We start from the raw sequence: 12388 nt of genomic DNA, 5'->3' as shown, positions 1-12388 counted from the left end.
TAATGGAGATGTACCCCGCCCGGTGCAGCGTTATCACCGGGTGGGTTTCGGAAAGAGGGATGTGGATGCGTATTTTGGCAGTAGAGGATGAACGCTCGTTGCTTCAGGCGGTTTCCGCCGTCTTGACGGAGGAAGGCTACCAGGTCGACTGCGCCGATCGGGGCGATGAAGGGCTGATCCTGGCGGAACGGGGAATGTACGATTTGCTGGTGCTGGATATTATGATGCCCGGGCTGGACGGCTTGTCGATCGTGAAAAGACTTCGGTCAAAAGGGAATCTCACACCGGTATTGTTTCTTACCGCAAAAGACAGCGTGGAGGCGCGCGTTCAGGGTTTGGATGCGGGAGCGGACGATTACCTCGTGAAACCATTCGCAGTGGAAGAGCTGCTGGCGCGGACGAGAGCCCTCTTGCGCCGAAACGGAAAAATCGGCGTGGAAGGGGAATTGACGTACGGTCCGATTTCCCTGAAGGCGAATGAGCATGATGGCTATGTCGGCACCCATCCTTTGAGATTGACCAGCAAGGAATACGACCTGCTCAAGTATTTTCTGCATAACCGCGAGCAGATTCTGACTCGCGATCAGATCTTCGACAGGGTCTGGGGAATCGATTCCGAGGCGAATTACGGAATCGTCGACCTGTATGTGCATTACCTGCGAAAAAAACTTGCCGATCACGGGTGTGACCACTATATTCGAACGATTCGAAATGTCGGTTATATCCTGAAGGGGAATAAAGAGCATGTTTAGAAAGACCCAGATTCGTCTGGTCACTCTCAATGTGATTGTGTTTGTATTGCTTTTGTACGGATTGGGGAGCGCGCTGTACTTTTCCATGCAGTATCGATTGTTTTCCCAGGTGGATCGGGAGCTGCAGCGGATTGCCAATCGCATGGAGCAAGGCCCGCCGCCTCATTTTCGACCAGATTTCAAGCGGTTGCCCGATGTAGACCGCAGGATTGTTTTCCTGCTGTGGGATGATCAGGGCCAAATCCTCAGCAAGTCTTCCGGAGAATCCATCGACAGGGAGGATCTGGTCAAATTCCGGCCGGTGGAACAAGCGGAAGAAATCAAAACCATGTCGGTGAATGGACAGCCCTATCGGGTGTATACCTTGTCCATGAAGAAACAAGTCCGAATGGTGGTTGACGGCGACGTCAGGACGGTGCGTCATGTTCAACTGATCTTCAATCTGGAACCGGAAGAAAAGATGCTCAATACCTTGCTGTACGTTTTATGGATCGGCGGTCTTGTCAGCATCATTATCGCCGTCTTTGCAGGGCTTTTTCTGGCAAAGAGGGCCCTCGTTCCCATTCAGGTCTCCTGGGAGAAGCAGCAGCAATTCATTGCGGATGCCTCTCATGAGTTGAGGACCCCCTTGTCGGTGATTTTGGTTCACCTCGAACGGCTGTTTCGTTATCCAGACCATACGATTGAACAGGAGAGCGAAAATATCTCCGTAAGCATTCAAGAGACAAAACGATTGAATAAACTGGTTGCCGATCTGCTTACATTGGCCCGCTCCGACTCGAACGAGCTGCAGATTATGAGACAGAAAATCAGGCTGGATGAAATTGTGCAAAAAAGTGTTCAGACCTTTCGGCAGCTTGCGGTCCTGAAAAACATCGAAATCGAAACACGGATCGAGCAGCCTCTTGAAGTGTCAGGTGACGGGGAACGCCTGCAGCAGCTGCTGGTGATCCTCCTCGACAACGCTTTGAAGTACACCAACGAAAACGGGAGGATTGCCATATCCTGCAGACGGGATGGCAATTGGGCCGAGATTGCTGTGGCGGACACCGGGATCGGTATTTCCAAAGAGGACATCCCTTTTATCTTTGACCGGTTTTTTCGGGGGGACAGAATGCGCTCCCGTGAAACAGAAGGCACCGGATTGGGATTGTCCATTGCCAAATGGATTGTGGATGCGCACGGCGGAAAGATTCGCGCAGAAAGTGAAGAAGGAGCAGGTAGCAGATTTACGGTAACGTTACGCCGATTTGAATAGAACCTTCCGTTTACGAGGGAACAGATTGATACATTATTTGACAAAGAAATAATCATAAACGAGAATGACATTAACAGAACCCACCGCGCCTCTTTTTAATGCGTACCAGGTGGGGCTTTTTATTTTATGGGGGTTGCACTGTGGAGGAGAAAAAACGAAAGCCTGCTCTTACCTTCGATAAGCAACTTGCACTGCTTAAAGAAAGAAAATTGATCGTTGAAGATGAATCCCATGCTATGGAGAAATTAAAAAGTCACAACTACTATCGTCTCAGCGCATACATGAAACCATTCATGAACGGTAACTCCTTTAGAGCGGGAACAAATTTTGATCAAATCATTCAGTTATATGATTTTGACAAGAATTTGAGGCACCTAATTTTGACTCAATTAGAGCCTGTTGAAATTGCAATGAAAACACAAGTAGCTTATCTGCTTGCAATCAAATACGACGATTCCTTAAGTTACAAAAATAAAGAATATTTTGCGAATGAAGTGAAACACGAAGAGTTTATCAAGAAATTTGAAAAAGAGCTTGAACAAGCAAGTAAAGTACAAACCACATTCATTCTTCATCACATGGCACAGTATGGCGGACAAGTTCCGGTCTGGGCTGCCGTTGAAATGATGTCTTTTGGAACGATTTCTCAGCTATTTAAAAACATGCTGGAAGAGGATAAGCAGGCAATAGCTAAAGGTTACTTCGGCCATAGACATAATTATCTTTCCAGTTGGTTGTATACACTATCTTACGTTCGAAATATTATAGCGCATCATGCAAGGTTATTTAACAAGACACTTACATTCCCAGTAAAACTATCAGATAAAGATAAAAGGCTTGGTTATCCTCGGATGTACGGAGATTACACTGTTGATCAAACAGGAAGACTGCCCGGTTCCCGTGTTTGACACCACCGCCATACACGCAGAAGTGTCGGTGGAGTATGCTTTAAGCGAATGAAACAGCTGGAGCGGGACACAACCGCCTGTGGCTGTTTTTTCTTTTTTTCAAAAATGTAAAGTGCTTTACTGAATAAGCCCCTTTTTGCCTTGTACAGTGGTACTAATCGAACGAGGGTACACCCTCGAAGACAAAACCGTGAAGCTGGGCCGCATCCTCAATGACATAGAGCCCGTTTTGCTTGGAAAGGACCTTTTTCCGCTCCAGCCACTTCATCGTATTGGCCACCGTTACGCGGGAGGTTCCTACGACATTGGCCAGCTCCTGGTGAGTAAAGCGAACGCTGATGGTTCGCTTCTCTCCATTGGTTTTTCCGTACGTATTGCCGAGCTGCAGCAGGGTGTAGCAGATTCGCTGAGTGGCCGAGTAAAAACTGAGCTGCATGGTATGGGAGGCCAAAATCCGATTCTTGCTGTTCAGAAAATACAGAACTTGATTGGCGATGTCGGCTTCCGTTTCCATTTTCTTCCGGAATGTGTCGATCGGCAGTTTGAGCAGCATCACCTTGCTGGCGGTTATGGCACTGGAGTTGTAATGGGGGGGATCAAACAAGCTGCATTCTCCAAGCAAACCGTTTTGGCCGATGATGGCAATCGCCTTTTCCTCTCCTGCGGGAGACGTGAGGAACAGGCGGATACGCCCGTGCAGAACCACATAGACATACGCTGCCGATTGGTCCTGATGGAAAACCGTTTCATGCTTTTGCAGCATCATCTTTTGTCCGAGCGGCTCCAGAGAATGCCAGGAAAACGGAAGATTCTCCATCCAAGGGGACGCTTTGTCGTCCAACCATGTCACCATGTTTGTCATCACTCCATAATTCTTTGAAAGCAGGGATCACCTATGACGTTTCCATTCGCCCGAGAGAGAGAGTATTTTCCCATTTTATCGGAAAAGGTTCAGTTATCCAGTTGTTCGCAAAGCGCTCTTAGCCTTCAGGTTCAGGCCGCCATATCGGAATATACGGATAGCCTGCGGTATGGGGGCATGGACTGGATGCTCTGGATGGAACGGGTGGAGCAGGCAAAAGCCAGGTTTGCCGCACTGATCAACGCGTCTCCTGATGAAGTTGCCGTCTTGTCCTCCGTCTCCGAATGCGCGTCTGCTGTCGCCAGCGCTTTGGATTTTACACGCGGACGAGCTGGGATTGTGACTACGGAAATGGACTTTCCGACGATCGGCCATGTCTGGCTGGCGCAGGAGAGAAGGGGGGCACAGGTTTCGTTCATCCCCGAGCATCATCATACGATACCATTAGAGTACTATACCCGGGCGATACATGAACAGACCTTGATTACGTCCATTTCGCACGTTTCCTATTACAACGGATTCAAGCAGGATGTGAAGCAAATTGCTTCCATCGTTCACGAGAAGGGGGCTTACCTGTTCGTCGACGCCTATCAATCGGCGGGGAGTGTACCGATTGACGTAAAAGAAATGGACATCGATTTTCTCGCCGCCGGCGCCCAAAAATACATGCTCGGAATCCCCGGTATCGCCTTTTTGTACGTGAGAAAAGAGCTCGCAAACCAGTTGGAGCCAACGATCACCGGGTGGTTTGGCCGCATCAATCCGTTTGCCTTTGACATCAAGCAATTGGATTATGCCCACGGCGCCCGGCGATTTGAAACGGGGACGCCGCCGATGATCAGCGCCTACGCGGCAAACGCTGCCTTGGAAATGTTGAACGCCATCGGTGTAGACAAGGTGGAAACGTATCTGCAAGCCCTGTCGTCGAAAGCCGTCTCCCATGCTCGGGAGAAAGGGCTGACCGTTTTGAGTCCAATGGAGGTCGAGCAGAAAGCGGCGAACACCGCCATATACGTCCCGCAAGCGGGAAAGGCGGAAGCGTTGATGAAGGAAAAAGGCTTTATCGTTTCCGCGCGCAATGACGTGATCCGCATCGCGCCGCATTTTTACAACACCGAAGAAGATGTCGTCGCGGCGATTGATACGCTTGCTTCAGTCCTAAAAAGCTTGTAGGGGGGTAACCATGGCGGGAATCGTGGGAAAGCGGACGCGGTTTTGGGTGGAGTTGGGGATGATTTTGTTCGGAACGGCTTGTACGGCCATTGGCTACTACCTGTTTATGAAGCCGAATGACATTACCGCACCCGGGCTGGGTGGAATTGCCGTACTGCTCGGCTACTATCTCCCCCTCTCCCTCGGGGTGATCTACTTTCTTCTCAATGTCCCCCTCTTCTTGTTGGGATATCGATACGTGGGGGGACGCTTTGTTCTCTACAGTTTAATGGGCATGTTCAGCTTGTCCATGTTCCTGTCTCTGTTCGAAATCATGCCCGGACTTCAGCAGCCGATTGCCGGTGCCATACTGGGAGGAGTCATGAGCGGAGCGGGGGTTGCCCTCGTCCTGATCGCTGGCGGGTCAACCGGAGGAATGGACATCGCGAGCGTCGTCATCAACAAGCTGTGGCCTACACTGACGATCGGGAAAGTGATGATCTTCTTGAACGCCCTGATCGTGCTCGTTTCCGGTCTGGTCGTTGATTTTCTACACTCGTTGTACACGCTTCTCTCGATATACGTGGCGGGAAAAGCGGTGGATATCTGCTTCGCCGAGGGAACAAAATGGTGGAAGCGAGGAGGTGTTGCCGAAGATGTAAGCGCTATCAATTTGAACGATAAACCTTAAGACACAGACAATTTTGAAATGGGGGAGACACGATGAAGGACAACATGATGGAGCGCGAGTCAGGTTTGCATCGCGGATTGACCAAAGGCCAGTTAACCATGATTGGATTAGGCGGGGCGATCGGGACGGGACTGTTTATGGGCAGTGCGATCGCGATCAGCTACGCCGGTCCGGGTGTTATTCTTAGTTACGTGATTGCTGCCTTTATTGCCGTTGTCATGATGTACAGTTTATCGGAGATGGCTGTAGCCCACCCGACCGCAGGGTCTTTCGGCGTCTACGCGGATAAGTATCTGGGGGGATGGGCAGGGTTTACCACGCGCTGGACCTATTGGGCCGCACAAGTCATCGCTGTCGGCGGCGAGGCTGTAGCCGTGGGCATTTATATGACATACTGGTTCCCCGACATACCGGTGTGGGTGTGGACGCTGGCGTTCGGGGCGACGCTGATTTACGTCAACTCCCGTTCCGTCGAGAATTTTGGAAGCTTCGAGTACTGGTTTGCCATGATTAAAGTAGTTGCCATTGTTGTCTTTATCGTTTTTGGGGTGGCAACCGTACTCGGTATCGGAACACCTGCCGTGGGATTTGAAAACTTTACGAAGCACAACGGATTTTTGCCCAACGGATTCTCCGGCGTCTGGATGGCAGTGCTGATGGCCATTTTCAGTTTTGTCGGCGTTGAAGTGATCGCGGTGACCGCGGGAGAAGCAAAAGATCCGCGCACGGCTGTTCCCCGCGCCATGCGCACGATGGTTCTCCGCCTGATCGTGTTCTACTTCCTGGCGATCAGCATCATGATTGCGGTGGTGCCGTGGATAAACGCAGGGGCAAAAGAGATATCGCAAAGCCCGTTTGTTCAGGTGTTTGACCACGTGGGCATCGCCTATGCGGCCGGCATTATGAATTTCGTGGTCATGACGGCGGCTTTGTCCAGCATGAATACCAATCTCTATTTAACCTCGCGGATGATGTTCTCGCTTTCGCGAAACGACTACGCGCCGGAAGCGTTGGGCAAGCTGTCGAAGAACGGGACTCCGGTGAACGCCTTGCTGCTCTCCAGCCTGGGAGTTGCCACTGCAGCCCTGATCGCCAAATTCAGCCCGTTGGCCTATAACTACTTGTTCGGGATCGCCTTGTTCGGGGCGCTGTATGTCTGGCTGCTTACACTGCTCAGCCATCTTCGCTTCCGCAAGCAGTGGGAGAAAGACGGCGGAGAAGCGCTTCCGGTTCGCGCTCCTTTGTTCCCGGTCTTGCAAATCATCGGCATTTTGCTGATCGCCGCCGTCTTGATTACCATGGGCCTTGATCAGGAATTTTGGAACATTTCCTGGATTGTCGGCGTGCCGTGGCTGGGCTTCCTTAGCCTGATCTACTACGGGAAGTACAAGAAAAGGCTGACCCGTCCGACCGCGGATGCCGCAGAAAAAAAAGACAGGTTGGCCTGATCGCAACGAAGACTGCCTGTCCTGCAGGCGGTCTTCTTTGGTAGATAAGTTATAACATTGGGATATCGAATACAGCCACTAGAGAAGTGTTCGGGGCCCCAGCCGACACCAGCGATCGCTTAAGTCGGCTGGGTTTTCTTATGATTCAACCAACGGACGCGACACCGTAAATTTTTTTGTCAATTACCGCTTATTGTTTAAAATTTATCGTAATATCAGATAAATCTTTCTGTTTGGAAAGTTCCGGGATATAATGATGAAAAATGATCGGCAGAGGAGCGAACGTGTGGACGGCCTTGATCAAAAAATCATGGAACTATTAAAGCAGAACAGCAGGATGACCAGCTCGGAAATCAGCAGACAGATTCACCTGTCTGTGCCGGCTGTGGCAGAGCGGATTCGCAAACTGGAAGAAGGGGGAGTCATTCAGAGCTTCACGGTGAAGCTGAACCGGGAGAAAAGCGGGATTCTGCTGGTTGCCTTCATTCTCATCCAACTGGATAAACCAGAGCATATCACCGGCTTCAAGGAGATGGTGCTCCAGGAAAAACGCGTGCTGGAATGCCATCACATCGCCGGCGGATACGACTACCTGCTAAAGGTGGCGGTGGCCAACACTGGCGAGCTGGAACACCTGATTTCCCATACGTTGAAAAACGGAGCCGGAGTCGCAAAGACCAATACCATGATCGCGCTCTCCACCGTAAAAGAGGAGATGTAGAGGAATGTGGCTTGCGTTTTGGCAAGGGCTCGGCTTTGGATTGACCTTGCAGCTGTCGGTAGGACCGGTCTGTCTGGCGGTTCTGCGACAGTCCATCACCGGAGGATGGCGAGTCGCTTTGCGCATGACGTTGGGGGTAGCCCTCGTCGATGCGCTCTATCTGCTGGCCTCGCTGCTGGGCGTCGCAGCGCTGCTAAAGATCGAGGTAATCCGGCAAATCGTCTTGTTTGCCGGTGCATGTGTACTGATGTACTACGGCGGAAAGCACTTGTGGACGGCGGGTCGCACGCTGCCGCAGGATCAAAGCGAAGCACGGGGCGGTTTCTGGAACGGTGTCGGTATTACGCTGACCAATCCGCTTACCGTTCTGTTCTGGTCGGGTGTTTTCGGTTCGTTGATGGCTTCCGGAGCGCTGATGGGAAAGGGTGAACTGCTGTTGTTTTCCCTGGGCTGTGTTCTCTCGACGATCTTCTTTTTGGCACTGATTTCGGCAGGAGGATCCTCGGTGAAGAAAGTGATGGATCATCGGTTGTTGAAATGGCTGGATCGGTTGGTGGGCGTCGCGCTGTTGTGTTTTGGAATTGTCATGTTGATTGGTTGAAAGGATGTGTTTCATTGGAGTGAACCATTCCAGTATTTGGGTAAATCGCATTTTTATCTTGCTGCTTTTCGCCGATGTTTTGGCTCAGGGGCCGATACTTTGCCTTTCAGGAAATGTGGCGCCGGATTACCTCCCAGGCCGCTTTGCTGCTGACCGGAATGATGTTTGACTGGATCAGCATGCAGGCGTATCTGCTGATGCTGTCCGGGGTGATCTTCGCCGCGGCGATCGGACTGAGCCTCGTCGTGCGTACCAGCCGAGTCAGAGTGGAAGCGGCGCAATAAATGGAGAAACTACCATAACGAGAAGAATCATGATTCTTCCACTGCATCCACTTTCTCGACAATCTAAGCGGAGCCTTTGCCAAAGACTCCGCGTTTTCATTGCTCAATTTGGAAAATACAGGTACGATAGATTTGGAAGGATAAAGAATAGAACGATTGAAATGGGAGGCGATTGACCGTGATTGACCGGTTGGATCATTTGGTATTGACGGTAAAGAATGTGGATGCCACCTGTGAATTTTACAACCGCGTACTGGGCATGGAGGTTGTCACGTTTGCCGGAGGGAGAAAGGCGCTTCAGTTTGGCAGCCAAAAAATCAACCTGCACGAAGCAGGCAAGGAGTTTGAGCCCAAAGCGCACAAGCCGACGCCGGGCTCGGCAGACCTGTGTTTTATCTCCAAGCGGCAGCTTGCGGACGTCATCACGCACTTGCAATCCTGCGGAGTGGAGATCATCGAAGGGCCGGTGCCAAGAACAGGAGCGACAGGTTCTATCGAATCCGTCTATTTCCGCGATCCTGACGACAATTTGATTGAAGTCTCGAGGTATCAGTAAAATATCCATTTTGCCTGTGACCAGCTTTGTTACTGAAGGGGAGTACACGATTGAACAAAGGGAACATTCAGAAGGGACAGCATCAATCAGACCGTCTTTTTGACATTTCGAACAAACTGCAAACTCATACGCCCGGGCTGATGGGAGAAAAACGGCTGACCAAGTATGCCGTCCTGGTACCGCTGGTGCAAACAGAGGAAAGCGGGCTGGCGGTGCTGTTTGAAAAGCGGGCAAGCACCCTGAAACGACAGGCGGGAGAAATATGCTTCCCAGGCGGACGAATTGAGCAGTCGGACGGCTCGCCGTGGAAGGCAGCGAGAAGGGAGACCAGTGAGGAATTGGGCATCTCCCCGGAGCAGATTGATTGTCTCGGTGAACTGGATACGCTGGTGATGCCGTCTCAGCTGTGCATTTACTCGTTTGTCGGCCTGATCAGGGAACCGGAGATCATCTGCCCCAATCCGGACGAAGTGGAGGAGTTCTTTCTCCTTCCACTCGAGCGCTTGCTGGGCACCCGCCCTGCCGTCTACCATGCTTCACTGAAAATACAGCCGGGGGAGGATTATCCCTATCATCTCATTCCGAACGGCACGGACTACCCCTGGCGGACGGGAAAAGTCTCTCATTTGTTTTATCAGGTTGACGATCGGGTGATCTGGGGATTAACCGCCCGTATTCTGGAGCATTTCCTCGAATTGATCGGCAGAAAAGACAAGTAGGGAAACAGGAGAGGAGAGTGCCTTCATTGTGGCCGAAAACGATCGCATCGCAAAGACTGCAGATTGACTATCCGATTATCCAGGCGGGAATGGCTGGAGGGGCAACCTCACCGCAGCTGGTAGCCGCCGTTTCCCGGGCAGGCGGATTGGGAACGCTCGGGGCGGGCTACATGACAGCGGAGCAGATCCGAACTGCCATACGGGAGATTCGCCGACTGACGGATCGGCCCTTCGGGGTCAATTTGTTTCTCCCCGAGCCCTATGAGGTGGAGCAGCCGAATCAGGACGTGGCAAGAGTGTTGAACGAGATACGGAACGAGTTGGGTTTGGCCCCCGATCCAGAGGTCACCCGATTCGCGGAACCGTTCGAAGAGCAGATGGCGGCGGTACTGGAAGAGCGAGTACCGGTGTTCAGCTCTACATTCGGTATACTGGAAGCGGAGTGGGTGGCGGAGCTGAAGCGGCAGGGCAGTGTCGTAATCGGTACTGCCACGACTGTGCGGGAAGCGAAAGCATTGGAAGAAAGTGGAGTGGACATGGTGGTGGCGCAGGGAAGCGAAGCGGGGGGGCACCGCGGTTCGTTCCTGCCCGACGCCGCCAGCAACCTGATCGGGACGATGGCGCTTGTCCCGCAGGTGGCAGATGCAGTCAATCTTCCTGTGATCGCAGCAGGGGGAATCATGGACGGCCGGGGAATTGCCGCAGCGCTTGCCCTGGGAGCATCGGCCGTACAGCTGGGCACGGCGTTTCTCACCTGTGAAGAGAGCGCGGCTCACGTCCGGCACAAGCATGCGATTCTGGACAGCGCCGATGAAAGCACGGTGATTACCCGCGTCTTTTCCGGCAAGCCGGCGCGGGGCATCCGCAATGCCTTTATGGACGCGCTCGCTCCATATGAACAGGACGTACCGGTGTATCCCGTGCAAAACGCGCTGACCCGCGATATCCGCCAGGCAGCTGCAAAACAACAGCGCAGCGATTACCTCTCCATGTGGGCGGGTCAAGCATCCCCGCTAAGCCGGGCCATCAGCGCGGAGGAATTGATCCAGCAGCTGGTTCGGGAGACTGCGCAGGTGTGCCGCGGGTTGTCGATCTGTTTGTGAGCCGGATCTGTGCAACGTTCAGCGTGCTCCTGGCGTTTTACAGCCGGGAGGGAATATCACAAAGACGGTTCTGTTTGAGGTCAAAGATACCTGGAAGGGCGTATCCCAATCCCAAGTCATCATTACGACCGGAATGGGAGGAGGAGATTGCGGATATGCATTTACTCCCGGAAAAGAATACCTGGTGTACGCTTCCAAATCTTCCATGTACGGAAAAGAAGCGCTGGTCACGACCATTTGTGACAGAACCAGCGAGTTGTCTCTGGCAAGCGAAGATACAAACGCAGCACTCCGTAACAGGGTGCTGCGTTTCATTAGATATCGAATACAGCCACAATAGAAGGGTTCGGGGCCCCGCCCGGCGAAAAAAGGGACCCCACTCGGCTCAGCGATAGCTACCGCCGAGTGGGGTGAGAATAGCTAATGCCGGGTGGGTTTTCTTATCCACTCTGAAAATCCAGTTCCTTTCCATCCCCCAAATCAACGGTTAGCGAATGGTCTGTGTCCCTGACGGCGGCATAAAAGATGCTTTTCAGCTGGGAATACCCCAGCGCTTCCAATTGATTCATGAGCCACTTCTCATCCTTTTGAATCAGTTTCAGGTTTTGGTGCTGAATCTTCCCTTCGATGATGACGGAGATGGGGAGGCCTTGATATTCAATCGAGATATCGAGATGCCGCGGGGTAACCGGGGTTACATCTCTGCGGGGTAAAATGCTGATCTCGCCTGTTGGTTCCAGAATAGCGTACTCCACGTCTTGCACGTCAGGATAGCCTGCTGTGCGAATGCTTGCCAGCAGTTCCACCAGGGAATATCTGCTTCGTCTCAAATTGGATTTAATGATTTTTCCGTGTTTAATCAGCAGCGTCGGATGTCCGATCAGGTAATGATTCAGCCAGCGAAAAAGGGTGAGCCGGGTAATCAGGATGTGAATCAGCGTTACGATGACGATCCCCGCAACCGCTTCTCCGAAGTTGTCTGTTGCGATTGGACTTATCGCCAGCGTTGCCAAAAACACGATGGCCGTTAAATCGTGCGGAGTCAATTGAGCCAGGGCTGCCTTGCCCATCAAGCGGATCGCCAGGACAGACAAACCGTATAACACTATCACTTTTCCCAAATAAACAAGCATGGTATCCACCTGTTATTTCAAGATGACATTCATAGATATCAGGTATTCCCAAACCGTTTTTTCCTATACGTCAAACACAAGATATTTTTGATTAATCTTTTTTAAACTTTCAGTCATTTATAGTGTTATTGTTCTGTGATATTGTCACTGTGTAACTGTTCTATGAAAATGTCACCATGGGACAGGAGATAATCACATTG

The 12388-nt window shown here is 51.7% G+C and carries 14 protein-coding genes; 12 read left to right on the top strand and 2 right to left on the bottom strand.

Going from position 1 to position 12388, the window contains the following annotated elements; genetic code table 11:
- Positions 1-65: 65 nt before the first annotated feature.
- The 3 genes from ACE99V_RS12795 to ACE99V_RS12785 all read left to right on the top strand — a co-directional run bounded on the left by ACE99V_RS12795 (position 66) and on the right by ACE99V_RS12785 (position 2918).
- Positions 66-752: a response regulator transcription factor gene (locus tag ACE99V_RS12795; protein ID WP_400491476.1), complete on the top strand. Its 687-nt coding sequence runs from the start codon at positions 66-68 to the stop codon at positions 750-752.
- The gene (locus ACE99V_RS12790) at positions 745-2010 is read left to right on the top strand and encodes a sensor histidine kinase (protein ID WP_400491475.1); all 1266 of its coding nucleotides are present in this window, start codon (positions 745-747) and stop codon (positions 2008-2010) included. Before ACE99V_RS12795 ends, ACE99V_RS12790 begins: the two co-directional genes overlap by 8 nt.
- A 140-nt stretch (positions 2011-2150) precedes the next feature.
- Positions 2151-2918 (top strand): Abi family protein, encoded by a 768-nt coding sequence (locus tag ACE99V_RS12785; protein WP_400491474.1) that lies wholly within the window; start codon positions 2151-2153, stop codon positions 2916-2918.
- 154 nt (positions 2919-3072) lie between these two features.
- On the opposite strand, the gene ACE99V_RS12780 is transcribed toward ACE99V_RS12785, so the two are convergent.
- Positions 3073-3771: a Crp/Fnr family transcriptional regulator gene (locus ACE99V_RS12780; protein WP_400491473.1), complete on the bottom strand. Its 699-nt coding sequence runs from the start codon at positions 3769-3771 to the stop codon at positions 3073-3075.
- A gap of 186 nt (positions 3772-3957) precedes the next feature.
- Between ACE99V_RS12780 and ACE99V_RS12775 the strand changes: the two genes are divergently transcribed.
- The 9 genes from ACE99V_RS12775 to ACE99V_RS12735 all read left to right on the top strand — a co-directional run bounded on the left by ACE99V_RS12775 (position 3958) and on the right by ACE99V_RS12735 (position 11055).
- Positions 3958-4953, top strand: coding sequence for an aminotransferase class V-fold PLP-dependent enzyme (locus ACE99V_RS12775; protein ID WP_420998571.1), 996 nt, complete (start codon positions 3958-3960; stop codon positions 4951-4953).
- 10 nt (positions 4954-4963) lie between these two features.
- Complete coding sequence (locus tag ACE99V_RS12770) at positions 4964-5623, top strand: YitT family protein (RefSeq protein ID WP_400491471.1); 660 nt, start codon at positions 4964-4966, stop codon at positions 5621-5623.
- Positions 5624-5655: 32 nt separating this feature from the next.
- Positions 5656-7071, top strand: a complete 1416-nt coding sequence (locus ACE99V_RS12765) for an amino acid permease (RefSeq protein WP_400491470.1) — start codon at positions 5656-5658, stop codon at positions 7069-7071.
- 286 nt (positions 7072-7357) lie between these two features.
- Entirely contained in the window at positions 7358-7792 is a 435-nt protein-coding gene (locus tag ACE99V_RS12760) for an Lrp/AsnC family transcriptional regulator (RefSeq protein WP_400491469.1), read from the top strand.
- A 4-nt stretch (positions 7793-7796) separates the two neighbouring features.
- Positions 7797-8393, top strand: coding sequence for a LysE family translocator (locus ACE99V_RS12755; protein ID WP_400491468.1), 597 nt, complete (start codon positions 7797-7799; stop codon positions 8391-8393).
- Between the two features lie 74 nt (positions 8394-8467).
- A complete protein-coding gene (locus ACE99V_RS12750; RefSeq protein ID WP_400491467.1) occupies positions 8468-8677 on the top strand; it encodes a hypothetical protein in 210 nt (69 codons plus the stop codon).
- 178 nt (positions 8678-8855) lie between these two features.
- Complete coding sequence (locus ACE99V_RS12745; RefSeq protein ID WP_400491466.1) at positions 8856-9233, top strand: VOC family protein; 378 nt, start codon at positions 8856-8858, stop codon at positions 9231-9233.
- 50 nt (positions 9234-9283) lie between these two features.
- Complete coding sequence (locus ACE99V_RS12740) at positions 9284-9952, top strand: NUDIX hydrolase (protein WP_400491465.1); 669 nt, start codon at positions 9284-9286, stop codon at positions 9950-9952.
- Positions 9953-9978: 26 nt separating this feature from the next.
- Complete coding sequence (locus ACE99V_RS12735; protein WP_400491464.1) at positions 9979-11055, top strand: NAD(P)H-dependent flavin oxidoreductase; 1077 nt, start codon at positions 9979-9981, stop codon at positions 11053-11055.
- Positions 11056-11495: 440 nt separating this feature from the next.
- On the opposite strand, the gene ACE99V_RS12730 is transcribed toward ACE99V_RS12735, so the two are convergent.
- Positions 11496-12188: a DUF421 domain-containing protein gene (locus ACE99V_RS12730; RefSeq protein WP_400491463.1), complete on the bottom strand. Its 693-nt coding sequence runs from the start codon at positions 12186-12188 to the stop codon at positions 11496-11498.
- Between the last annotated feature and the right edge of the window lie 200 nt (positions 12189-12388).

Source organism: Brevibacillus soli (genome assembly GCF_044759095.2).
In the GTDB taxonomy this organism is placed as follows: domain Bacteria; phylum Bacillota; class Bacilli; order Brevibacillales; family Brevibacillaceae; genus JBIYSM02.
Note: the sequence above shows the minus strand (reverse complement) of the source record. Positions and strands in the feature narration are given on the sequence as shown.